At 37.5% G+C, this 22,659-nt stretch carries 23 protein-coding genes and 1 pseudogene; 8 read left to right on the top strand and 16 right to left on the bottom strand.

Annotated features, from left to right (window positions below; all coding sequences use genetic code 11):
• Positions 1 to 120 precede the first annotated feature (120 nt).
• From OZZ83_RS07110 to OZZ83_RS07095, 4 genes are all read right to left on the bottom strand, one after another.
• Positions 121 to 951, bottom strand: a complete 831-nt coding sequence (locus OZZ83_RS07110) for a DUF4097 family beta strand repeat-containing protein (RefSeq protein WP_002310768.1) — start codon at positions 949 to 951, stop codon at positions 121 to 123.
• 14 nt (positions 952 to 965) lie between these two features.
• Positions 966 to 1,574, bottom strand: a complete 609-nt coding sequence (locus OZZ83_RS07105) for a DUF1700 domain-containing protein (protein ID WP_002310767.1) — start codon at positions 1,572 to 1,574, stop codon at positions 966 to 968.
• Positions 1,567 to 1,884, bottom strand: a complete 318-nt coding sequence (locus tag OZZ83_RS07100; protein ID WP_002310766.1) for a PadR family transcriptional regulator — start codon at positions 1,882 to 1,884, stop codon at positions 1,567 to 1,569. The genes OZZ83_RS07105 and OZZ83_RS07100 overlap by 8 nt, the downstream gene beginning before the upstream one ends.
• Positions 1,885 to 2,039: 155 nt before the next feature.
• On the bottom strand, positions 2,040 to 2,768 hold the full coding sequence (locus tag OZZ83_RS07095) for a DUF554 domain-containing protein (protein ID WP_278023838.1): 729 nt from the start codon (positions 2,766 to 2,768) through the stop codon (positions 2,040 to 2,042).
• Between the two features lie 161 nt (positions 2,769 to 2,929).
• Here OZZ83_RS07095 and OZZ83_RS07090 point away from each other — a divergent pair, with 161 nt between their 5' ends.
• Positions 2,930 to 3,811, top strand: coding sequence for a LysR family transcriptional regulator (locus OZZ83_RS07090; RefSeq protein ID WP_002310764.1), 882 nt, complete (start codon positions 2,930 to 2,932; stop codon positions 3,809 to 3,811).
• A 262-nt stretch (positions 3,812 to 4,073) separates the two neighbouring features.
• On the opposite strand, the gene OZZ83_RS07085 is transcribed toward OZZ83_RS07090, so the two are convergent.
• From OZZ83_RS07085 to OZZ83_RS07070, 4 genes are all read right to left on the bottom strand, one after another.
• A complete protein-coding gene (locus OZZ83_RS07085) occupies positions 4,074 to 4,367 on the bottom strand; it encodes a hypothetical protein (protein WP_002310762.1) in 294 nt (97 codons plus the stop codon).
• A gap of 35 nt (positions 4,368 to 4,402) precedes the next feature.
• Positions 4,403 to 4,597: a hypothetical protein gene (locus OZZ83_RS07080; RefSeq protein WP_002310761.1), complete on the bottom strand. Its 195-nt coding sequence runs from the start codon at positions 4,595 to 4,597 to the stop codon at positions 4,403 to 4,405.
• Positions 4,598 to 4,962: 365 nt separating this feature from the next.
• Positions 4,963 to 6,006 (bottom strand): HAMP domain-containing sensor histidine kinase, encoded by a 1,044-nt coding sequence (locus tag OZZ83_RS07075; RefSeq protein WP_002316668.1) that lies wholly within the window; start codon positions 6,004 to 6,006, stop codon positions 4,963 to 4,965.
• Positions 6,007 to 6,008: 2 nt separating this feature from the next.
• The gene (locus tag OZZ83_RS07070; protein WP_002310759.1) at positions 6,009 to 6,677 is read right to left on the bottom strand and encodes a response regulator transcription factor; all 669 of its coding nucleotides are present in this window, start codon (positions 6,675 to 6,677) and stop codon (positions 6,009 to 6,011) included.
• A 141-nt stretch (positions 6,678 to 6,818) separates the two neighbouring features.
• On the opposite strand from OZZ83_RS07070, the gene OZZ83_RS07065 reads away from it, so the two are divergent.
• Positions 6,819 to 9,155: an ABC transporter ATP-binding protein/permease gene (locus OZZ83_RS07065; protein ID WP_002314054.1), complete on the top strand. Its 2,337-nt coding sequence runs from the start codon at positions 6,819 to 6,821 to the stop codon at positions 9,153 to 9,155.
• Positions 9,156 to 9,418: 263 nt separating this feature from the next.
• On the opposite strand, the gene OZZ83_RS07060 is transcribed toward OZZ83_RS07065, so the two are convergent.
• Positions 9,419 to 9,730, bottom strand: a complete 312-nt coding sequence (locus OZZ83_RS07060) for a hypothetical protein (RefSeq protein WP_002320403.1) — start codon at positions 9,728 to 9,730, stop codon at positions 9,419 to 9,421.
• A gap of 179 nt (positions 9,731 to 9,909) precedes the next feature.
• Between OZZ83_RS07060 and OZZ83_RS07055 the strand changes: the two genes are divergently transcribed.
• Genes OZZ83_RS07055 through OZZ83_RS07045 form a run of 3 tightly spaced genes read left to right on the top strand, consistent with a single transcriptional unit; the run spans position 9,910 to position 12,437 of the window.
• Positions 9,910 to 11,385: a UbiD family decarboxylase gene (locus OZZ83_RS07055; protein WP_002314053.1), complete on the top strand. Its 1,476-nt coding sequence runs from the start codon at positions 9,910 to 9,912 to the stop codon at positions 11,383 to 11,385.
• Between the two features lie 46 nt (positions 11,386 to 11,431).
• Positions 11,432 to 12,016, top strand: a complete 585-nt coding sequence (locus tag OZZ83_RS07050) for a UbiX family flavin prenyltransferase (protein ID WP_002293209.1) — start codon at positions 11,432 to 11,434, stop codon at positions 12,014 to 12,016.
• A gap of 1 nt (position 12,017) precedes the next feature.
• The gene (locus OZZ83_RS07045; RefSeq protein ID WP_002310750.1) at positions 12,018 to 12,437 is read left to right on the top strand and encodes a prenylated flavin chaperone LpdD; all 420 of its coding nucleotides are present in this window, start codon (positions 12,018 to 12,020) and stop codon (positions 12,435 to 12,437) included.
• A 42-nt stretch (positions 12,438 to 12,479) separates the two neighbouring features.
• On the opposite strand, the gene OZZ83_RS07040 is transcribed toward OZZ83_RS07045, so the two are convergent.
• The 3 genes from OZZ83_RS07040 to OZZ83_RS07030 form a co-directional block, all read right to left on the bottom strand.
• Positions 12,480 to 12,764 carry a DUF1905 domain-containing protein gene (locus OZZ83_RS07040; RefSeq protein ID WP_002310749.1) on the bottom strand — a complete coding sequence of 95 codons (285 nt, stop codon included), beginning with the start codon at positions 12,762 to 12,764 and terminating at the stop codon, positions 12,480 to 12,482.
• Between the two features lie 467 nt (positions 12,765 to 13,231).
• Complete coding sequence (locus tag OZZ83_RS07035) at positions 13,232 to 13,942, bottom strand: DUF4811 domain-containing protein (RefSeq protein WP_252706924.1); 711 nt, start codon at positions 13,940 to 13,942, stop codon at positions 13,232 to 13,234.
• Positions 13,939 to 15,411 (bottom strand): MDR family MFS transporter, encoded by a 1,473-nt coding sequence (locus tag OZZ83_RS07030; RefSeq protein ID WP_002293204.1) that lies wholly within the window; start codon positions 15,409 to 15,411, stop codon positions 13,939 to 13,941. The genes OZZ83_RS07035 and OZZ83_RS07030 overlap by 4 nt, the downstream gene beginning before the upstream one ends.
• 137 nt (positions 15,412 to 15,548) lie before the next feature.
• On the opposite strand from OZZ83_RS07030, the gene OZZ83_RS07025 reads away from it, so the two are divergent.
• Positions 15,549 to 16,022 (top strand): MerR family transcriptional regulator, encoded by a 474-nt coding sequence (locus tag OZZ83_RS07025; RefSeq protein ID WP_002293203.1) that lies wholly within the window; start codon positions 15,549 to 15,551, stop codon positions 16,020 to 16,022.
• A gap of 156 nt (positions 16,023 to 16,178) precedes the next feature.
• Here the strand turns inward: OZZ83_RS07025 and OZZ83_RS07020 are convergent, their stop codons facing one another.
• Positions 16,179 to 16,733, bottom strand: a complete 555-nt coding sequence (locus OZZ83_RS07020; protein ID WP_002293202.1) for a PadR family transcriptional regulator — start codon at positions 16,731 to 16,733, stop codon at positions 16,179 to 16,181.
• Positions 16,734 to 16,837: 104 nt separating this feature from the next.
• Between OZZ83_RS07020 and OZZ83_RS07015 the strand changes: the two are divergent.
• Positions 16,838 to 17,368 (top strand): annotated as a pseudogene (locus tag OZZ83_RS07015) (phenolic acid decarboxylase).
• 486 nt (positions 17,369 to 17,854) lie between these two features.
• On the opposite strand, the gene OZZ83_RS07010 reads toward OZZ83_RS07015, so the two are convergent.
• Together OZZ83_RS07010 and OZZ83_RS07005 are read right to left on the bottom strand one after the other, a co-directional pair.
• Positions 17,855 to 18,298: a GNAT family N-acetyltransferase gene (locus tag OZZ83_RS07010; protein WP_002310743.1), complete on the bottom strand. Its 444-nt coding sequence runs from the start codon at positions 18,296 to 18,298 to the stop codon at positions 17,855 to 17,857.
• Between the two features lie 15 nt (positions 18,299 to 18,313).
• On the bottom strand, positions 18,314 to 19,474 hold the full coding sequence (locus OZZ83_RS07005) for a class C sortase (protein ID WP_002314050.1): 1,161 nt from the start codon (positions 19,472 to 19,474) through the stop codon (positions 18,314 to 18,316).
• A 503-nt stretch (positions 19,475 to 19,977) separates the two neighbouring features.
• On the opposite strand from OZZ83_RS07005, the gene OZZ83_RS07000 reads away from it, so the two are divergent.
• On the top strand, positions 19,978 to 21,678 hold the full coding sequence (locus OZZ83_RS07000; RefSeq protein ID WP_278023697.1) for a hypothetical protein: 1,701 nt from the start codon (positions 19,978 to 19,980) through the stop codon (positions 21,676 to 21,678).
• 101 nt (positions 21,679 to 21,779) lie between these two features.
• Here OZZ83_RS07000 and OZZ83_RS06995 read toward each other — a convergent pair whose 3' ends face one another.
• The gene (locus tag OZZ83_RS06995; RefSeq protein ID WP_002320399.1) at positions 21,780 to 22,610 is read right to left on the bottom strand and encodes an endonuclease/exonuclease/phosphatase family protein; all 831 of its coding nucleotides are present in this window, start codon (positions 22,608 to 22,610) and stop codon (positions 21,780 to 21,782) included.
• Between the last annotated feature and the right edge of the window lie 49 nt (positions 22,611 to 22,659).

The following is a 22,659-nucleotide window of genomic DNA, read 5'->3' as shown; positions in this document are numbered from 1 at the left end:
TTTCTTTATAGATATGTTCTTACTTATTTTACTATAGTTATGTGTGTTAAGCGATGAAAAACAGCAAAGATCCTTCCGATCTTTGCTGTTTTTTCTTAAACTATCCAGTTGATTGTAGAATCAATCTGTTTCATTGTCCTCTTGATCTGTCATGATATTGATAGAAGTGTCTTTGGCAGTAATCTTCAGCCGTTTCTGTCCTCGCTCTAACAACGTATTTGTTATTGGCTGGTAGTCTTTTTCAATATGAGATTCACCAGATGTTTGGAGAGTATAGCCACTGTTTTCCATCTCATGCAAAGATAAATTACTACTGTTTAGAGTAACTTTTCCTTCTTTACTGACCAAACTGTCTTCTAGATGTAAATTGCTGCTTTCTCCTATGACGGTCAAGTTATCCACCTTGACTTCATCTAAACGAAGAGAACCTAATTCATCTTTCGCCGTTATTGTTCCTCCCGTAAGTTCATTGAATGATACCCAACCATCGTGTGTCGTAGTATTCACTTTTTTGATTGATACTTCATTGATGTCAATCGCACTATTATTCCCTTCAATCGTCAATTCAGATAATTCCTGATCTGTAGGGACAACAATAGTGATTTGTGCACTGGTGTCTTCCAAACCAATAATCGCACCTTCTGATTTTTTGACTGCATTCACGGTCAATACACCATTTTTCTCCTTTATTTCTGGCTTTTCTGTCTTATCGTAGGTCGTTTTTATCTCAAAATCCAATCCGCGTATGACTGACACTGTTTGATGTTCTGCATGGATGACGATTTTGTTTGCCTCTTTGATTTTTTTCGTCTCCGTCACCATATTGATCAATCGAGGACCATTATCCCAAGTCAGACTCTTTTGAGCGCCTAATGTATAAGTTGCACCTGCTAGGAGTCCGCCAGTAACCATCAGGATAATACCGGTAATCAAAAAATGTTTTAATCTCATTTATCTGTCCTCCTTCAAACGCCCGCTGAATGTAGATCTCTTTTTGTAATAAAACGCCGCCCCATCCATTTAACAAAGTTCATCATGACATAAAAAAGCCATTTTGTTCCTTTCAGCAACAGTGGCGAAATAAATACTGCGCTTCCCGTGGCGAACAGACCGACACCGATAAAGAACAACCCACTCAGAATCGATTGACCAAACACACTGATTCCTGAGATGATCATGAATAAGCCAATACCTAAGATACTGATACATAGGACATAGATACTAAAAATGAGCGCCAGCAAAGCAATCAATAGTCCCCCAATAACCAATATAAACCCCAATGCTAGTGGAATGAGGACAGGAGAAGCAAATAAACCGATAATGATTAACCAAATCAGACGTATTTGTCTTTTTGGACTTCTCACTAACTCATCTTCTGCTTGTTCTTCTTCTGAAAAGTAACTGATTTTTAATTTTAAAGCAAACTGCTTTGGTGTACCATATTCATCAATGACCTGATCTAATGTTTTTCCGGAATCTAAAAAATATTCCTCATAATATTGGATCAAATCAAAACGATCGTCTTCAGGAATTTCTTGAAGATGATCCACAACTTCATTCAAATAATCATTCATTTGTGTTCTCCTCCAATAACCGGTCTAAAGAATCTCGAAAAACAATCCATTCATCAATAATTTCTTCTAAATGACGACTTCCTATTGGTGTCAACGAGTAATATCGACGGTTCCTGCCTTCAAAAGGTTCATCATAGGTCTCAAGATACCCTTCTTTTTTCAATCTTCTCAAAACCGGATACAGTGTAGATTCACTGACTGAGAGACTTTCTTGTACGATTTTTGTTAAGGCATAACCATACATATCTTCTTTGCTTAATGCTGCTAACACAGTACCATCAAGAAGAACAGTTGGAATCTGGATGTGCATTACGTCACCTTCTATTCTCAAGTGTAATATTTTATTCCAATCTATATTATACAACATATAATATAGTTTCAAAATCAGTTTGTCAAATACAAAAAAACTGACTAAAAGGTTTGATCCCTTTTAGTCAGTAAAAAATGGCTTCTCTTTGATTATTATTATAACAGTGGCATAATCCAATTCGTCCACATCCAACTTAGTGGCATAATAACGATCATCGCTGGTATCATGTCAGCTACTGGGAACATTTTCACGTTGATCATTCTAAAACCGGTAGCAACCATCAAGAATCCACCGCAAGCTTTAAAGTCTAAGATCATATCTGGTGTAGTCAATGGATAAATAAATTTTGCTAATAAGAACAAGATATAAAAAATAATGAATTGGGGAATCGCTACTACAGAAACGACATATCCTAAATTACATGCAAAAATTGCTGCTGTGAAAAAATCAAGGACAGATTTAGAAATCAAAATCGTACTGTCTCCAGTCATCCCAGAATCTAAGCTTCCATAAATCCCCGTACCACTTGCACAAAATAAAACAATGACCGTCACTAATGTGCTGATAAATTCATCGTGGGTCATACCAAGCTTTTCGCTAGGGAAGATTTTAGAAATAGGTACTTGCATCAACGCAGCACCCTTGTTTATCCCATTACCTAAATGAACAATCAGTCCAATCGCTGTTCCTATCACCAAAGCGAAAATAACAGCTGGCATATTTTTCATTGGCGCAATGGAATAGATCCCCATCCCCATCGAACACACACCAAAAACCATCGTCATCTGCGCTTTAAAGTGTTCGCTTAATTTATTTCCTACTAATCCGCCAATTAGTCCGCCAAGCAAAACGGAACCTACATTGATCAAAACTCCAGTTGGCATCAAAAAAACTCCTCTCTTTCTCTATAAAGCGAAAATTATTACAGAAAATTTTCTGCAATCATTGCTTTCATTGCAAGAAAGATTGTACCAGACAGAGTAGGTTACACCAATTCATTTTTTGTGTTAAAGTATTCTTTATTGGAATAAGTAGGAGGAATATGATGGATATCCATAAATTTGAAGTTTTTCTTGATTTAGCCGAAACAATGAATTTCACCAAAACTGCTGAACGACAATTCACCACCCAAGGAAACATTTCTAAACAGATTCTTTCGTTAGAAACAGAACTAGACGTCAAATTATTCGAACGTGCCCATAGAAAAATCGAGTTGACCGAAGCTGGAAGCTTGTTGCTCCCTTATGTAAAAAATGTCGTAGAACAATACCATGCCATGCAAGAAGTGCTTGAAACCTATACGCAAGAAAACAATCTTTCATTAAATATCTTAACGATACCAACCATGATCAATTACCAAGGCTTTTCCAAAATTACCGAATTTTTGAAACGCCATCCTGAATTTACGGTCCAGTTGAAAGAAGTGGAAAGTATCGAACTGACTTACGACGATACAAATGAACATAGTGATACGATCCACTTTGCCAGAAGCTTCCAGGCCCCACCAAGTTCGATTGAGTGGCTACCTACTGAAACAGACGATTTTGTAGCAGTTCTGCCTAAAACCCATCCTTTAGCTGCTAAAAAGAAATTGGATCTAAGTGAACTGAAAAAGGAAAATTTTTTGGTTCTTGGCCCTACTACGAACTTGTATCAACCTGTGCTGAACTTGTGTCGCGAAGCTGGATTTGAACCGAGAATCTCTTATAAAGGATCTAGGATCGACTTGATCATCAATATGATTGCAAATGACATGGGGATTGCTATTGTTATGGAAAAAACAGTCAGAAATCTGTTAAAAGAAAATACTGTGATCCTCCCCATCTCTCCAACAAAAGAAAGTTATCTCGCATTTACGCGTAAAATCGGTGAACATTCTTTGGCTTCAGATACATTTTGGGAGTATTTGAGACAAGAAGAACACTAAGCCCTTCATTTTTTGTCTATCTATCCATCCAAAAAGAGAGCAACTCATGACTTTCGCTCTCTTTTTTGCATCATGTCTTTGTTTCAATGACACATCTATCATTTCTCGTATTTCAATAAGAAAGCAGCGATTTTATGCCTAAAGAACAGTAAGAACAAGCCACTAAATACAAAAAAATTGTCTAAAGAAAAATCTCCATCACCTACTCCTGCCCAAAATAGACCAAACACAAAAATCACACTTGATAAAATGGATTGAGCCCTCATCCCTGTTGCCATACTGCTGTAGGAACAAGTAAATTTGTTGTTTTATTTCTAGAAAGTCTAACAATAATCCCTCTGTCAAGATTAATTCTTTCTGCAATAATAATGGTAACCGCTGTGGCAATTATTGAAACTCCAATCCCAGGAAACAATGCAGCAACTGCTGCAGCCCCTCCAGAAAGAGCCAATTTTGCTGTAAAACTGCTCATATACAAATATTTTAAATCATTACTCATAGTAATTAGTCTATTTACACCAGCTCTTGTCTGAATTGATTGATAGGCTTCTTGCAATTCCTGACGTGTCCATATTAATTCTGGGTTATAACCTAATTTTTTGCATGTTCAACCACATCTTTAGCTGTGACGTTATCAATTTTTTCAATGTCTTCTTGAGAGATATCTTCAGATTTAACTGTGCCTTCTTCTTTAATAACTTGACTTTCAGCAAAAACAGTCATATTTTGCAAACCCACCGAGCTAAAGACAATAAACGACAAACCAGCTACAAAATATTTTTTCATGGAAGACTGCTAATTGTTTTTTTATTTTTATTTCCTATTTTTTCCATTCTTTATAAAAAAGCTTCTTCACAAAATTGTTCCTACCCGCCTTCATTATTCCTATTGCAAATAAGTACATTAACTTTTCCTTTTTCTTCTTCAACAGCCATCCTTTTTCCTTTTCACAAGAAAATCATAGCATTTAATTTGATAAATAATAAAAGTAAATAATAAAAAAACGTTTTAGATTCATAAACGTTAAATAACTAATCATATAAAAAATATTCATAATATAAAGGGTTAAACACAAATAAAATAACTTTTATTTTTAAAAAACACCCCCCTAAAAACTTTCAATAGAATTTTAGGGGGTTTTATTCTTTTTCCTATTGTTTACTTAACCGTATCATTGCTGTCGTTCCTACTCCTTCGATACTGCTATAATCAATACGTCCATCATGCAGTTCTAGAATTTTTTTGACCAGTGAAAGTCCTAGCCCATTCCCAGAAATTTGACGGCTTGTATCTCCTTGATAAAATTTTTCAAACATTCGATCTCTGGTCTCTTCATTCATTCCTACACCTGAATCGGTCACTTCCAGTACAATCTCTGTGGCTGTCTCAAATAGTTTGATATGAATCTGTCCATTGACTTGATTGTACTTTATGGCGTTATCCATGATATTCAACCACACTTGGTACAAAAACTCTTCATTGCCTGTGTAATTTACTGCAGCAAGTTCGATATCCAATTCTAGCTGTTCTTTCTCCCATTTAGGCTGCAAAAAAACGATTACTTCTCGGATTTGTTCATCTAATCGGTACTCTTTCTTTTCCAGTTGGATACGCTGGTTTTCCAGTTTGTTCAATTTTAAGATGTTCTCTGTTAATTGTGAAAGCTGCGTGATACTTTCGATAATCCGATATAAAAATATTTGGCGTTCTTCGTCAGAGAGATTTGGGGATTGTAACAATTGTACATATCCTTGGATCGTTGCTAATGGTGTTTTGAATTCATGGGATACACTGGACACAAAATCATTCCTCAATGTTTCGATACTATTGAGTTCTTGGACCATAACATTGAAATCTTTATACAGTTGCTGTACTTCTGCTACTTTCTGATGCTCATCCATTCGAATCGAAAAATCTCCCGTTGCTACCAGACTCATATTTGTCCCTAGTGCACTGATTGGATGCAGAATACGCCGCCCAACAAAAATCGATATTCCTGTACCCACGATCATACTGAACCCTGCAAAGACGAATAACGGGTATAGCGTTGGTTTTCCAGCCGATTCAGCAGGTGAGATAGAATGCCGAGACAATAAGAAAATAAAACCGAGAAAACACAGCAGTGTCACTAAGATCGAAATGAAGACGATACTAGCAAAATAGATCCATAATTGTGAAAATAGCTTTTTTTTCATCTTTAAATAACCGCCTTATAGCCTAATCCCCGTACTGTCATGATTTGAAAGTCTTCCGTCTGTTCAAAACGGGTCCTTAAACGTTTGATATGTACATCGATCGTTCGTTCTTCTGTGTTCGTATCTAATCCCCAAATGTCATCCATCAACTGTTGGCGAGTGAAGATCTTATTGGGATAAGACAGTAATTTATACAGAAGCAGAAATTCTTTTTGAGGCAGAATCAACGAATGCTGATCTTGTAACACTGTATAAGTATCCAGCTCTAATTTTGTTTGTCCAATCATCAAGCTACTGCTGTAATTGATTTTTGAACGTCGAAGCAATGCTTCCACACGTAGGATCATCTCATTGACATCGATGGGTTTTGTCATATAATCATCTGCTCCTAATTTGAACCCACGTTTCTTATCCTCAAAATCGGCCTTTGCCGTAATCATTAGAACAGGTGTGTCAAATCTGGTGCTACGTAATGAGTCTAGCAAGTCATAGCCATCCATTTTCGGCATCATGATATCTGTAATGATCAATTCTATACGTGTCGCTTCTAGTTTTTTCAGCGCATCCTCTCCATTCAGTGCAGTGATAACTGAAAAGCCCGCTCGTTCCAACACAGAACGGTAAAGCAACTGTAATTGCGGATCATCTTCTACTATTAAAATACGATTCATTGTTCTCCCTCTGTTTTTTGAAAAATTTCTAGATTTTTTCTTGCAGTTCATCTTCAGTTAACATTTATTTCGTATACTACGTTTATTGTTCTGGTATACTTATTAGTATACCGAATATTTCAATACGGGAGAAGGGTGATTATGCTTCAATTAAAAGATATAAAAAAATATTATAAAGTCGGCGAAACCACCACTAAAGCATTGGATGGTGTGTCTGTTGCTTTCAGACAAAAAGAATTCGTAGCGATTTTAGGTCCTAGTGGTTCTGGTAAAACGACTATGCTGAATGTGATTGGTGGACTAGATAATTATGATTCCGGTGATATGGTGATTAACGGAAAGTCTACTAAAGACTTCAAGGACAACGACTGGGATGCCTACCGAAACAACTCTATCGGGTTCATTTTTCAAAGTTACAACTTGATTGGTCATTTAGGCATTATTGAAAATGTTGAACTTGGGATGACATTAAGTGGTGTTTCTAAAGACGAAAAACGAAAACGGGCAGAAGATGCTTTGCATCGAGTCGGCTTGACAGATCATATGCACAAAAAGCCAAATCAGCTATCTGGTGGACAAATGCAGCGGGTAGCAATCGCTCGAGCGCTAGCCAATGATCCAGATATCCTTTTGTGTGATGAGCCAACTGGAGCTTTAGATACAGAAACAAGTATTCAGATCATGGAACTGATCCAAGAGTTATCGAAAGAAAAATTAGTGATCATGGTCACACATAATCCTGAGCTGGCCAATCAATATGCAGACCGAATCATTGAATTTTCTGATGGTAAAATCTTAACAGATTCCCATCCTCACATCGAACGACCAAAAGATGATCAATTTAACCTGCGCAGAACGAAGATGAGTTTTTGGACAGCGTTGAAGCTTTCTTTCAACAATATCCGAACAAAAAAAGGACGTACTTTCTTGACTTCCTTTGCTTCCAGTATCGGGATCATCGGAATCGCGATCGTCCTTTCCCTTTCTTCTGGTTTCCAAAAGCAAATCGATAACACACAAGCTGAAACAATGGCGAAATTTCCGATCACTATTTCTAAGGTAACGACTAACCAGACCCGTGACGATGCTGGATTGGGTGCAAGCAAAGCAGATTATCCAGACAGCAAAACGATCACAGCAAAAGTCAGCGAAGAAGACAAAGCACAGCATACGAATAAAATCGATCAAACATACGTCGATTATGTAACAGACATCGATCCTAATTTAAGTAATAATATTGGGTTTACTCGTACAACAGGAATCAATCTTTTACGTGATGTAAATGGCAAAGTACAGCCTGTCAGCTTCTCGAATCAAAACCCTGATGCGGAATCTCTTTCCTTGTCTAGCACGATGTCAGCAATGACAGGGGTGGGAGTGTCAAGTTTCCCTACACAACTTGACACTAGTAAAGAAAACTTTTTAAAAGATAATTATTCTTTACTTGCCGGAAGTTATCCAGCCTCAGCAACAGATGTCGTGCTGATCGTAGACGGCAACAATAATACTAATATCAATGCATTGAAAAATCTTGGATTTGATGTGAAGGAAGACGAAAAACTTTATTTCGATGAGATCGTCGGTACAACATTCAAATTAGTAAACAACAATACTTACTATACAAAACTTCCAACTGGGAATTTTATCCCTAATACAGATTATGATGCGATGTATCAGAATGCTTCAGATGAATTAAAGATTTCAGGAATCCTACGGGTGAAGTCTTCTTCTACAATGAATCTCTTATCACCAGGAATCGCTTATAGTGATCAATTAACGACTCAAATCGTCAATGAAAACAAAGAATCAGAAATCGTCAAAGCCCAAAAAGACAGTGATGTAAATGTCTTAACTACTGAAAAAGTTGACGAAAGTACCAAACAAACATTGCTTAGTTATTTAGGTGGAGACAGCTTGCCTTCAAGTATCATGATTTATCCGAACAATTTTGAAGACAAAGAAAAAATCTTGGATTATTTAGATGATTACAATAAAGGCAAATCAGATGAAGATAAAATCATTTATACTGATTTAGCTGGAACGATGACTGAACTGACTGGCGGATTGATGGATGCTATCACTTATGTCCTCATTGCTTTTGCAGGGATCTCTTTAGTAACAAGTATGATCATGATCAGTATCATTACTTATACATCTGTGATTGAACGGACAAAAGAAATCGGTGTACTAAAAGCTTTAGGTGCACGGAAAAAAGATATCACTCGCGTATTTGACGCAGAAACGTGTATTTTAGGTATTTCTTCTGGGATACTAGGTGTGTTTATTGCCTGGCTAGCTACATTCCCTATCAATAGCATCTTGTACAGCATGACGGATCTAAAAAATGTTGCGCAACTAAATCCTGTCCATGCGATCATTCTAGTGATTGTCTCTACTGTATTGACGATGCTTGGCGGTCATCTTCCTGCACGAATGGCAGCGAAAAAAGACGCTGCTATCGCTTTGCGTGCAGAATAAAGCTATTCGTTTTTTCCGATTACTACAAAGGGTGGTGACAACAATTTTGTCACCACTCTTTTTTGCGAATAAACAGCTTTTCATAACCTCTCGATAAACGGCGTTCTCTTGCCAACTCCTCGGTCACAACCTCTGATTCACGGTGTTCTTGAAGTAACTTCTTCGGAAATAAGCCGAAATGTCACAAAAATTTGAGAAGCAATTTTCGTATATTCCTTCTTATTTCTTGAAGCTGACCACTTCTGTCACAACCTCTTGCCTATTTATAATTCTGGAATATGGTTTTCCCCTTTGAGCCACAGTTCTTGCGGTGTATATTTGTCTTTTCCATTTATGAATACTGTTCCATCTGCTTCAATCGTTACTTCAGTCCCAATCCACATATTAGTAGACAAAGCGAGAAGATTTTTTCTTTTTCCTCTTCCTTTTTTTCCAAATTGCAAGGCATCGGTTATCTCTTCTGTCCAATGAGATTTCACGTATTTTACTTCCCCGTTTTCAAATGTAACTTTCAAAATATTCGCTATATTTTCTACTTTTACTGCTTTAGGAAACGACTCCTCCATTTTTTTCACTTTCCTTCCATCAGCATTTAGTATGCGCTTTCTTATCGCTGTAAGTATATCATAGTTTATTCTATTAGCAAAAAACGTATTCATTCCATTAAGGAATATTTTATCAATCAAGTTGAATTGTTTTCCTCCTTTGCACCTTTTACTATAGATAGGTAAAGACAACTAAGGAGGAATTTTTCATGACAGATCAACCGTATGATTTAAGAAAAGTCATCGAAGAACTAAAAACACTTCCAGGTCAATATCACGAAACAGATATTGAAATCGATCCTGAAGCAGAATTATCTGGTGTTTACCGTTATATCGGTGCTGGCGGTACAGTAAAACGTCCAACTCAAGAAGGACCAGCTATGACTTTCAATAATATCAAAGGTTTCCCCGGCACACGTGTGAACATCGGGACAATGGCTAGTCGTAAACGTGTAGGTGAAATTTTGCACCATGATTATCGAACACTTGGTCGTTTCTTGAAAGACGCTGTAGAAAATCCAATCAAACCTGTGAAAGTAGACAAAGCAGACGCTCCAGCACAAGAAGTCGTTCATCTAGCTACCGATGCAGACTTCGATATTCGCAACATTTTGCCTGCACCTACAAATACTCCTGAAGATGCAGGTCCATACATCACGATGGGTGTAGTCTTAGGATCAGATCCAGAAAAAACAATGAGCGATGTAACGATCCATCGTATGGTCCTAGAAGACAAAGATACGATCGGTATGTACATCATGCCTGGTGGACGCCACATTGGTCACTTCCAAAAACAATTTGAAGCATTGAATAAACCAATGCCTATCACTATCAATATTGGTTTAGATCCAGCAATTGCCATTGGTACGACTTTCGAACCACCTACCACTCCACTTGGCTACAACGAACTATGGTGTGCAGGAGCTTTGCGTAACGAACCTATTCAAATCGTTGATGGTGTAGCAGTCGATGAAGTGGGTATTGCTCGTGCTGAATTTATCATTGAAGCAGAAATCATGCCAAATGAAACAATGCAAGAAGATATCAACACGAACTCAGGAAAAGCAATGCCAGAATTTCCTGGCTATACTGGGGATGCTAATCCAGCTGTACAAGTAGTGAAAGTCAAAGCAGTTACTCATCGAAAAGACAATCCAATCATGCAAACAACGATTGGTCCAAGTGAAGAACACGTATCTATGGCCGGTATTCCTACAGAAGCAAGTATTCTTGCCTTGGTTGATAAAGCTATTCCAGGAAAAGTAGTAAATGTCTACAATCCTCCTGCAGGTGGCGGTAAATTGATGACCATCATGCAGATCCGTAAAGAAAACGAAGCGGATGAAGGTATCCAACGCCAAGCAGCTATTCTTGCTTTATCAGCCTTCAAAGAATTGAAGACAGTCATTTTAGTCGATGAAGATGTTGATATTTTCGACATGAACGATGTAGTTTGGACTTTCAACACTCGGTTCCAAGGAGATAAAGACGTCATTGTGATCCCAGGAATGAGAAACCATCCATTGGACCCATCAGAATTACCAGAATATAATCCTGGCTCTATTCGTTTCCGTGGGATGAGTGCAAAAACTATCTTTGACGGTACAGTTCCTTTCGATATGAAAGAACATTTTGTACGTGCAAAATTCCAAGAAGTAGAAGATTGGGAAAAATATTTGAAATAATGAATGATCTGCAACTGTTTTGACATCATAAAAAGGAGTGCGGAAAATGGAACAATTGGCACAACGGAAGAAAAAAATTGTGATTGGTGTAAGTGGCGCTTCGGGCACCATTTATGCCATCAACCTAGTGAAGAAACTAAAAGAATATCCGATGGTAGAAACACACGGAATCATCAGTCCATGGGCAAAACAGAACTTAAAGCTGGAATCCGATTTATCCCTAAATGAATTCGAAAGCCTGTTTGATTACCATTATTCAAACAAAGATCTAGGGGCTGCTGTCGCCAGCGGATCATTTTTGACCGATGGAATGATCATCGTACCGGCAAGTATGAAAACAGTCGCAGGTATCTCTGTTGGTTTAGGCGACAACCTGATTGCACGTGCTGCTGATGTAACAATGAAGGAGCAACGAAAGTTAGTCATTGTCCCTCGTGAAACGCCATTAAATGCCATTCACTTGGAAAACTTGACTAAATTAGCACGACTAGGTGTGCAAATCATACCACCGATCCCTGCTTTTTATAATCAGCCTCAAACGATCCAAGATCTTGTTGATCACCATACAATGAAACTTTTGGATCAATTTGGGATTGTAAATGAACATTCAAAACGTTGGCAAGGTGATTAATATGGAAAAAGAAACGATAGTTGAAGTAACAAAACTAGGTTTCACGATCCAAGCTGCTGTTAAAGTAATCGGTAAAGACTTATTGATTACTTTAACAGGCGGAGATACACCACATATCGGAACAGTCACTACATTTTCTCGTGATACAGAGATCCAAACTGTACGTTTCCCTAGCCACGATGGTCGTTTCCACAAAGACGATGTCTTAGCCGAAAAAATAGCTGTGATCATCAAAAATGCCGTTCCAGGAAGCTGTACAATCACTTCCGGTATCCATGTTGACCATATCTCCAATGCACAAATCAACGCTTCTTTTCCGATGTCAGAAGAGTTAGGTTACAAGATTTTAGATTGGTTGGAAAAAACAGATTTCCATATCAAAGAACCAGTTTATTATACAGATGGTGAAAAACCATTATGAAAGAAGAGGTTGTGACACATCTTTTGTCATAACCTCTTGTTTTTATTTTTGCTTCACTGTAACTACTACGATATCACCAATATCTTTTCCGATGTTTTTACGAATATCTTTTCGTAGTCCAAGGATATAGCAGACCGAACCATCTAAATTTTTCACGCCCATATTCACGATACTGCCTTCGTACGGCACATTGTCAAAAGTTGCTTGGACTTTCACTCTTCCAGCACCGAATTCTTCTCTTATATCATATGGAAAAACAATATATGCGCCACCCTTGCCGACTTCGGAAGCATAGATTTTTGATTCAAAAGAATAAGTTTTCCTCATTTTATTTCTCCTATTTTTTATATCTAGTATAGCAAAAAAAGAAGGAACTGTGACAAAAGTCTTGTCGCAGTTCCTTTTTTCGAATAAACGGTGTTCTCCTACCAACTCCTCGGTCACAAGTCACAATATTCAATAAACATGAGAAGCTGTTTTTTGAAATTGCTCCTTGTGACTCAGAGTGAAACGGCAGGCTCACGACCTCTTCCTTAAACGGTGTTCAATCAGCTGACCCTCGGCATTAGCTCAAAAAACGGCAAAATATGAGGAGCTATTTTTCCGTTTTTTTCTCTAATACTCAGGTCAAAACACTGATTTCACAACCTCTTCCTTAAACGGTGTTCAAAAGCTTGCATCTACGGCACTAAGCCCAATCAGATGAAAAATATGGAGTGCTATTTTTATCTGATTGTTCTTACTGCTTGATGCAGAGCAGCTTTTTCACAACCTCCTACACGGTGTTCAAAATATTATTCGCCTTTTGCTTCTTTCACTAATTTCGCGAATGCTTGTTGTTGGAATTCAGCAGTTAAGGCTTTCGTACGTTGTTCTTGTTCTGCTTTGCTCATTTGCGGATTTTCAGTCATTGCTTTTACCATACCGTCTTGCACATAAGCTTTTGCTTCACTTTCCATCGTACTTTGCTGTTTCTTCACTAATTCAGCTAACTTGGCTGCTTGGTCCGTACTTAATTCTACCCATGTCTCTGGGATTTTGAATGTATTCACTCGGCTGTCATATTCGTGATTGTTATCAGCAATATTGAACCAGAATTTATACATATCGTTTTTGTATTCCCAATAAGTAGTTTTCGTCACTTTTTCAGCATCGCCGTCTGTCTTTTCTACTTTATTTGTTTCGTTATCCGTACCAGTTGCTTTTGGTTTCTCTTGTTTTTCATTCGTTCGGTAAAGATACACTTTTTCTTTTCCATTCCCTAAAGCTTTATACAAAAGCATATATGCTCCTTGGGAATCAGCACTGGAAACAATTTTTTCTGTTTTCGTTTCCGTTACTTTTTCCATTCCAAAGTGATTGGACAAATTAGCGACGATCAAACTTAGTGAAGCGACGAAGATTAGTCCGAAAATCAAAGATAAAAAGGTTTGCCATGTTTTTTTAGCGAACACGTTCGTTAAAGCAAAAGCAAGCAAGCTGACAATCAAAACTCCAATAATCATGCATTATCCCCCGCTTTCGTTAGAACAGGTTCTTTTTTCTTCAATAAAAAGGCAATAATAAAGCCAAGGATCCCAAAGATGATCGCTACGATAAACGCGGCATGGTAACCTGACAGTGTGGCATTGATTGCCTGATCTTTATAAGCTAATGGTGTATTGTCCAATACAGATTTGCTTGGGATATTTGCTTTTGTCACATTCGTCAACACACTGATCAAAATAGCTGTACCGATCGAGCTTGCAATTTGACGGAATGTATTATTTACCGCTGTCCCGTGACTGATCAAGTTATTTGGCAATGCATTCATACCAGAAGTCGTTACCGGCATCATGACCATGGAGATCCCAAACATACGGATCGCATAAAGGATCACGATATATAAAACTGGAGTCGTTTTTGTCAAGAAAGCAAATGGTGCAGTTGCGGCTGTCAAAATGAACATCCCTGTAATGGCTAAACGTTTCGCGCCGTATTTATCGAAAATCGCACCTGTAACGGGCATCATAGCCCCCATGATCAAAGCACCTGGCAACAACATCAAGCCAGAATGGAATGCTGATTCTCCGCGAATGTTTTGGATATACAACGGCACGACCATTTCTGCCCCTACCATCGCCATATTCGTTACACCGGCTAAAACAGCTGCAATCGTAAATGTAGATGATTTGAATACGCGAAGTTCCAAGAATGGATGTTCCAAATGTAATTGACGCCATGAGAACAAGGCGATGAAAATCACACCAACGACTAAGAAACCAATTACTTTCAAGCTTCCCCAGCCATCATCACCTACACTAGAAAATCCGTAAAGCAAACTACCGAACCCAATCGTTGACAAAATAGCTGATAAAATATCAATGCTAGGATTTGACAGTGGAATAACACTTTTCATTAGGAAGAATGCTAAAACCAAGACAAGAACAACGATTGGCAGTACCATACCAAACAAGTCACGCCAATGGTAGTTATCAATGATGTAACCAGATAATGTAGGGCCTAAAGCAGGAGCAAGCCCAATAACGATTCCTGACATCCCCATTGCTGATCCTCTTTTTTCTGGTGGGAAAATAGACAACATGATATTTTGCAATAATGGCATCGATACTCCCACACCGCAAGCTTGGATCAAGCGACCGATTAGTAATGTACTAAAATTAGGTGCTGTAAAACAAGTAATCGTTCCGATCAAAAAGATCGTCATGGCAGAAAGATATAAATTTCTTGAACTGAATTTATTGATCAGCCATGCTGTTATTGGGATCATGATCCCGTTGACTAGCAAGAAACCAGTCGTTAACCATTGCACATCAGACGCTGAAATATCGAAAGCTTTCATCAATGTAGGAAAAGCTGTCGTCAATAAGGTCTGATTCAAAACGGTACAAAATGTACCAATTAATAAGACAACAACTAAAAGTGTCCGATTATATGGTTTTCCGTAAATATCTACGGGTTGGTTGTTACTCATATTTCTCCTTCTTTCTGAATTTTTTCTGAAACTACTAGAATACTTTAGTCCTAAATCCACCATTTGTCAACCTACTTGACACATTAGTTAATACAGATATAATTAAAGAAAGTAAGAGGACAAAAGGAGTGACAAAAATGGTTGGGGCTTCCCTTAAACGTTTGTTGGAAAACGATCAATTGGTTGTTGGCATCAGTGAATTAAGTGATATCGTCGGTGTGTCTCCACGTCAATTACGGTATTGGGAACAAAAGGGATTCATTCGTTCGATCGAAGCTGATGCGAATTGTCCTAGAAAATATCGTTTGCCTACAGTTATAAAAGTAGAACTGATCAAAAAATACTTAGATGACGGATTTACCTTATCTAAAGCTGCAGAAAAGGCAGAAATCCGACAAAAGAAAATGCATCATGTCCGCAAAGTTTTTTCAAAAGCAATCAAAGATATCGAATTGATCGACGAACGCTATACGATTTTACAAATCGGTAACTTCAAAGAAGAGAATGCGAAGATGTACATCATTCATGACAACGAGACAGACGAATTGTCTTACAAACTCCTTCCTGTCGATGAAAAAGCTGACTACGAGCAGCTGTTAAAAGAACTCTAAGCTCCGCTAATCTCCTAAACATCAGACTTTTTAAAAAGTAGATGATACATATAACACTTAGAAAAAGCCTGCTTGAACATAAGAATATCCGAACGGTGATCTGCATTTCTTTCATATAGAAAGGAAGCATCCATCACTGTTCGGATATTTTTTAGTTTATTTTTTTCGGTTGTTTTCTTCTTCCAATACATCTGTCAGCCAACTTGCATATTCTGTTTCCCGATTGATCGCATGCGCTAAAATCAAGTAATGTCCGTAATTTTCATGTTTTTCTTTTTCTGTAGGAAAGATTGTTTTTTTCCGCTCTAATAGATGAAGGCGTTTTTCTTCATGAAGATCACGTTGCTGCTGGATAATTTCTACTAATGCCGGATCATTTACGTCTTTGACGAAATACAATTTTAAAACGAATTCGTCTCGATTAACCGGCAGTTCATTGGTCGGTGTATGAATCCACTCTGCTAATTGTTCCTTCCCTTCTTCTGTTAATTCATAAACTTTTTTTTCCAATTTTTCGCCTGTGATCTCTACTTGATGCTGAATGATTCCTTGCTCTTCCATTTTTGCCAGCTCAGGATAAATCTGACTATGTTTTGCTTGCCAAAATTCTCCTATTTCATTTTTGAATGATTGATTCAATTCATATCCTGTCATCTGCTTCTTACTTAATAACCCTAATAAAATATAACGAAGTGTATTTTTTCTTGCCATCAGTTTTTCCTCCTTGACAAATCTTTAAATCCATTCTATCATAAACAAGTAATCGAAAACATGTAGTTTATTACATGTTTTAATTTAGAGGGAGATGCTTAAACATGAAAGAATTTAAAGAATTGGAAGATTTTATTGGAACTCACTTTATTTATACGTATGACAACGGTTGGGAATATGAATGGTATGTAAAAAATGACCATACTGTCGATTACCGTATCCACGGCGGAATGGTCAAAGGTCGTTGGGTAAAAGACCAAGAAGCTGATATCGTTAAATTGACAGATGGCGTATTCAAAATTACTTGGACAGAACCAACAGGGACAGACGTTGCATTAGACTTTATGCCAAATGAAAAGAAACTTCACGGAATGATCTTTTTCCCTAAATGAGTTGAAGAACATCCAGAAATCACTGTTACTTTCCAAAATGAACATATCGCAGAAATGGAAGCAGCTCGTGAAAAATATGAAACTTATCCAAAATTACTTGTTCCTGAATTTGCTACGATCACTTATATGGGTGATGCAGGTATAGACAATGAAGATGTTATTAGTGAAGCACCATATGATGGAATGCCTGATGATATCCGTAGCGGAAAATATTTCGATGAAAATTATAAACGAGTAAAATAAGGTTGTGAAAGAGAGGTTGCGAAATCGGCGTTACGCTTTGAGTAATAAGAACGCTAGTCAGAAAATAGATTTTCATATTTTCTAGGCTAGTGGGCTTATTACCGAGAAGCAGCTGATTGAACACCGTTTATCAAGAGGTTGTGAAATCAGCGTTTTGACCTGAGTATTAGAGAAACAAACGGAAAAATAGTTTCTCATATTTTGCCGTTTGTTGAGCGAATACCGAGGGTCAGCTGATTGAACACTGTTTAGTGGAGAGGTTGTGAAAAAGCTGTTCTGCATCAAGTAATAAGAACAGCCAAACAAAAATAGCTCCTCATATTTTTTGTTTGGTTGGGCTTATTACCGCAGATGCAAGCTTTTGAACACTGTTTATCAAAGATTGTAACAACTGCATCTTCACACAGTTAAAAATAGTGACTTCAAAATGAAATAATGCTCCCAGCAAAAAAATAGGCTGGGAGCATTATTTCGTTATTCTGTTCATCAAAAATCAGTGGTTTGATTCCATTGCATCACAAGCTCCTCCTCATTTACTGCTTCATCTTTTTGCAGTATTTGAACGGTAAAGCCTTGTAAAAGATAGAAATGAATAGCTGATTGATTTTTTTGATAAACTGTCAAAGTCAATGTTTTATTGGTTTCTTTTATTTTTTTCATTAGTTGCGTACCGATTCTTTGTTGCCGGTATTCCCTTTTTACAAAGATTCCTGCGATGAACTGATCGATCACCCCAGCAAAACCGACGATTTCTTGATCTATTTCTGCTAAGTAAATCACCGCATCTGGTAAAGCTTTCCTAACAGATTCTACTTGATTCTCCCAATAAGTTGGTGAGATGAATCCATGAGAATCCAAATTAGCATGCAGCCAAATCGATAGAACAGTTTCCAGTTCTTCAGCAGACAACTCTGTTGTTGTACGAATCATTTTTTCTCTCCTTACTTAGTCATTGAGTTTAAACCAAAAACCATTTTTTTGAAGTTCTTTCACTAGTTTTCGCCCCTCAAAAAAGTACATCTTTTCTTGTTTTAATTTTCTGATACCAAAAGATGCAGCGACTTTAGGATCATCAACTGATACGATTCGATAAGTCCCACCAGGCAATTGATCCAGCTTGACTTTCCCATAATGATCGCTTTGCACTGAAAACGGCACACCATTTCTAGTAAGTGTTTTTTTCTTATGTTTCAAAATAAATGAGCCACCATTTACTGGATTTCCTGCTGAATCACTTATAATAAATGAAAAATCAAGCACTTTTTTACTTAACCGATACTGATAAATCAATCGACCAATAAACAGTAACAGTATGACTACAGCTATTATCGTTCCTGCAAGAATAAGCAACTGTCGCAAATTTCTTTCCTGATTTCCTTTTTCTTCTTCCTTTTTTACCGATTCACTATAAGGAATCCGATGTCCCGTCACTAGCAAACGATGCGTGTTGATCATATATGGTGTACATGTAAGCAAGGTGACTAAGTCTTTTCCTTCTTCAATCGTTAGAACAGACGTGTCATCTGGCAGTACCACTTGTATATTTTCAACTTGATAAGCCAATTTCTCCCCCAAAACAGTCAAAATAAACGTATCTCCGTGTTCTAAGCGATTTAACTCGGTAAATAATCGTCGATTGGGTAACCCGCTGTGAGCAGAAATCACTGAATGCGTCGAATTTCCACCAAGTGGGAAAGAAGTTCCTTGTAAGACGCCTGCTCCATTCTCAAGAATCATGCCGTTAAGCCGGTCATAAAGTGAAATACTTATTTGGATTTTAGGTATATTGACACTTCCGATCAGCCATTCCTCTAATTGGCTGGATGTCGTGCTTTCATTTCTGTTCTGTTCATCGAAAGGATCAGCCCCAGGATTGAATCCTTGGTCAGTTAATCGTTGGTTTTGCTCCTCCATTTTCTTTCGTTGCGCTTCATTTTCGGCTGCGGTTCGTTTTTGTACTTGTTCCATTCGTTTTTGATCCATAAGACTATTTAAAGAATCCACATAAAATGGATACAAAGCGATTAATAACCCTACGGCGATACATATCAATAAAAATAAACGAAACAAAAGCCGACGAGACTGTTTTTGCTTTCTCTGCTTCACATGTTTCCTCCCTTGCAAGTTTTTTTGTTCTTTCTTTTATTATATGGGTTCAGGAAAAAAATAGAAAATGAAAGCCGATGAGGTTGTGACAGAAGTGGTTAGCTTCAAGAAATAAGAAGAGATTTCTGAAGAAGCTACTTCTGGAACACCGTGAATCAGAGGTTGTGAAAAAGCTGTCCTGCATCAAGTCATAAGAACAACCAAACAAAAATAGCTCCTCATATTTTTCGTTTGGTTGGACTTATTACCGCAGATGCAAGCTTTTGAAGACCGCTTAAGGAAGTGGTTGTGAAAACTGCGTTATGCTTTGAGTAATAAGAGCGCTAGTCAGAAAATAGCTTTTCATATTTTCTAGGCTAGTGAGCTTATTACCCAAAACAAGGGAGGCGACATGGCTTTGTCACATCCTCTCTCCTTAGAAATTTCACTTGTGTTTTTCTTGTAAAATTCATAAATATTTTCATGAATTTTCTAATTTCTTGCCTCCCTATCGCATAGGATATATGATGAATTTATCTAAAGTTTGCAAAGGAGTTCGACAATTGAAAAAATATGGCCCGTTTTTAGCAATTTTTTTCATTGCTTTGGTATTTCTCATGCCTCATTTATTCACACATAAACTAATTTTGGGTGCTGATGCCCCCTTCCATTACAATCGGTTCTACGATGCTGCGCAACAAATCAAACATGGGGATTTCCATTATTTTCCTTCCCTTTATGGATTCCAGCAAAACGGTAGGATCGTTAATGCCGTTTACGGCCCATTTTTTGCTTATTTACAAGGATTGATCGTGTTGCTTGCAGGTAGTTGGTTTCACTATCAGATTCTTTCAAACTTCATTCTTTATCTTATTTCAGGATTTTCTATGCTGATTTTACTGAGATATGTCAATGTTCGGAACTGGGTAAGTGTACCAGTAGCCGTTTTATTCATGAGTACGTATTCTATTCAATATTGGTCTATCAATCAAGGATTCACTAGTTGGGGGACTTGTTTCTATCCTTTATGCATGATCCCTATTGTTGATTTCGTCCTTCATAAAAAGTTTCCTGTGATCAAAGTTGCGATCTCAGTTGGACTTATGACGCAGATTCATCTGCTGTCTTCGATCATGTTAGCCTTGATGTATATTCCTTTTTATCTTTATTACTTTTTTAACCAGACTGAAAAAGGAAAAGCACTGCTTCAACTGATCAAGTCGGTCTTGCTTTATTTTGTCCTGACAGCAAATATTTGGGCAGGACTAGCTATTGTTTACAGCGGGAATAAGATTCTTCCCCCCTTTGTTAACAGAGAAATGAGTCAAAAGGCGATTGACCTAGATGGCAGTTATTGGCTTCATTACCCTAAAGCCTTTCCGATATTGATATTGTCAGGTTTTTTGCTTTTTATTTTCTTTCAACAAAAGAACACCTTGTTCCAAAAAATCGTGTTGTATACAAGTCTTGTTTTCTTTTTTCTTTCTACTAGCTTGATTCCATGGACGACATTGATCGAAAAAAATGTACCTTTTATTAGCTTAATTCAATTTCCATTTCGATTTTTCGTCCCATTTACGCTATTGCTTCTGCTTTACCTTGCCCTATCACTAAATCAATGGTCTGAGCAAAAGTGGTTCCGTCTTTTAGGTATATTGGGTATTCTTATTTTTTCTGCACAGACGATCCAAAACTTATACCAGCATCTAGAAAAGTGGGAGAATGAAACATTTGTCAGTCGACATACTTATCTCTTCGATACACCGGAAGAAGCAAGGAAAACATTCTTCAGTAAAGATATGTCTACCAGCTTATTCGTTTTCCAAAAAACCACCCCTGACTATCTCCCAATCTATAAGGAGACAAAAGACAACAAATACGACCGATATAACGAAGAAATATTAGAAAACGAAACAACTTTCATAAAAACACATCCAGGCGGTCTTTTGACAATCAAGTGGAAAAATACTGGGGACAAAACGGTTCATATCCCTGTTATCGTTTATGATCGGACTGTACTACAGCAAAATGGAAAAACATTGACTGATTATGAATTAACGGATATCGGGACCCCAATTGTGAATCAGCAAAAAGGGATCAACGAGCTCACGCTTCACTATCGAACGCCAATCTATTTCTATTTCATTCTTTCTCTTACTTTGATTGGCTGGTTTACCTTGCTGTGCTTATTTATTTATCATAGATACAAGCATCTACATGCTTAGTCAAAACGGATGATACATCCAATCAAAAAAACTCTCCGAACGGTAGGATCGATCGGAGAGTTTTATTTTGTTTAGTTTTTTTGTGTCATATTTTTGTTCGTTCATCGTCCATCTATTTCGATTTCAGCCCCATAGTGATCACTGATGATTGGGCTATCGATCCCGTCAAAAATCCGTTGATATTTTTTTACTTGTACTCCTTCAGGGACAAAAATGAAATCTATACGCAATTTTTCTGTATTTTGTTCCCAACCATCAATCTTCTTTTCCACAGTAGCAGCCTTGCCTTTTTCATTCGCGATAACATACGAATCTTGAAGAAGAAGACCACTTTCCTTTACTATATGATAACCTTCAGAATCTGCTGGATTATTGAAATCACCTAGGAAAAAAAGTGGTGCGCGTGTTTCAAAAAAGTAGTTTTCCAAGTTTTTCCACTCAAAATAAAAGCCGCTTTTTTTATCTGTCCACCAAGAAAAGTGGCAGCTAGAGACAAAAATATCTTGATCATCTATCTTTGTTTTTCCAATCAAGATCTTGCGCGTCCGATAATCTTCTTTCTTTTGAGATTCGGAGACGGTGAGGACCTGACTTTCCAATGGTCTTTTCGTAAGCAGCGCATTTCCTTCTTCATATTTATCATAACCGATGTGGCTCATTTCCCAACTCCAAAAATACTCTTTTCCTTGTTCTTTTAAAAGCTGGACTAAACAGTAGGCAAAATTATCTTTGCGGATAGGAACTTGATTCTCTACTGGACAGAACTTCGTTAGTTTTGGAGGGTCTGCTTCTTCAGATTCCAGCAATTGGTTGATTTCTTGTAAAGCGATCACTTCATAATCTTCTAACAGGATCTTCTCTGCTAATTCCTGTAATTTTTTCTCTGGTTCTGGCTCAAGCCAGCTATGTGTGTTCAATGTCATGAATTTCATGGTTCTTCTCCTTCTTTTCATTTCGAAACAAAAGGGGTTGTGACAAAAT

The sequence above is a fragment of the Enterococcus sp. E5-162 genome (assembly GCF_035725965.1).
Classification (GTDB): Bacteria; Bacillota; Bacilli; order Lactobacillales; family Enterococcaceae; genus Enterococcus_B; species Enterococcus_B lactis.
This window is presented reverse-complemented; position numbering and strand designations above follow the sequence as displayed.

Coding starts and splice junctions, on each gene's coding strand:
- OZZ83_RS07070 (WP_002310759.1), bottom strand. CDS start 6,677: ATGAATCGTATTTTAATAGTAGAAGATGATCCGCAATTACAGTTGCTT.
- OZZ83_RS07020 (WP_002293202.1), bottom strand. CDS start 16,733: ATGGCAAGAAAAAATACACTTCGTTATATTTTATTAGGGTTATTAAGT.
- OZZ83_RS07105 (WP_002310767.1), bottom strand. CDS start 1,574: ATGAATGATTATTTGAATGAAGTTGTGGATCATCTTCAAGAAATTCCT.
- OZZ83_RS07025 (WP_002293203.1), top strand. CDS start 15,549: ATGGTTGGGGCTTCCCTTAAACGTTTGTTGGAAAACGATCAATTGGTT.
- OZZ83_RS07090 (WP_002310764.1), top strand. CDS start 2,930: ATGGATATCCATAAATTTGAAGTTTTTCTTGATTTAGCCGAAACAATG.
- OZZ83_RS07035 (WP_252706924.1), bottom strand. CDS start 13,942: ATGATTATTGGAGTTTTGATTGTCAGCTTGCTTGCTTTTGCTTTAACG.
- OZZ83_RS07100 (WP_002310766.1), bottom strand. CDS start 1,884: ATGCACATCCAGATTCCAACTGTTCTTCTTGATGGTACTGTGTTAGCA.
- OZZ83_RS07000 (WP_278023697.1), top strand. CDS start 19,978: ATGATGAATTTATCTAAAGTTTGCAAAGGAGTTCGACAATTGAAAAAA.
- OZZ83_RS07050 (WP_002293209.1), top strand. CDS start 11,432: ATGGAACAATTGGCACAACGGAAGAAAAAAATTGTGATTGGTGTAAGT.
- OZZ83_RS07045 (WP_002310750.1), top strand. CDS start 12,018: ATGGAAAAAGAAACGATAGTTGAAGTAACAAAACTAGGTTTCACGATC.
- OZZ83_RS07030 (WP_002293204.1), bottom strand. CDS start 15,411: ATGAGTAACAACCAACCCGTAGATATTTACGGAAAACCATATAATCGG.
- OZZ83_RS07065 (WP_002314054.1), top strand. CDS start 6,819: ATGCTTCAATTAAAAGATATAAAAAAATATTATAAAGTCGGCGAAACC.
- OZZ83_RS07110 (WP_002310768.1), bottom strand. CDS start 951: ATGAGATTAAAACATTTTTTGATTACCGGTATTATCCTGATGGTTACT.
- OZZ83_RS07040 (WP_002310749.1), bottom strand. CDS start 12,764: ATGAGGAAAACTTATTCTTTTGAATCAAAAATCTATGCTTCCGAAGTC.
- OZZ83_RS07095 (WP_278023838.1), bottom strand. CDS start 2,768: ATGCCAACTGGAGTTTTGATCAATGTAGGTTCCGTTTTGCTTGGCGGA.
- OZZ83_RS07075 (WP_002316668.1), bottom strand. CDS start 6,006: ATGAAAAAAAAGCTATTTTCACAATTATGGATCTATTTTGCTAGTATC.
- OZZ83_RS07080 (WP_002310761.1), bottom strand. CDS start 4,597: ATGAAAAAATATTTTGTAGCTGGTTTGTCGTTTATTGTCTTTAGCTCG.
- OZZ83_RS06995 (WP_002320399.1), bottom strand. CDS start 22,610: ATGAAATTCATGACATTGAACACACATAGCTGGCTTGAGCCAGAACCA.
- OZZ83_RS07055 (WP_002314053.1), top strand. CDS start 9,910: ATGACAGATCAACCGTATGATTTAAGAAAAGTCATCGAAGAACTAAAA.
- OZZ83_RS07010 (WP_002310743.1), bottom strand. CDS start 18,298: ATGATTCGTACAACAACAGAGTTGTCTGCTGAAGAACTGGAAACTGTT.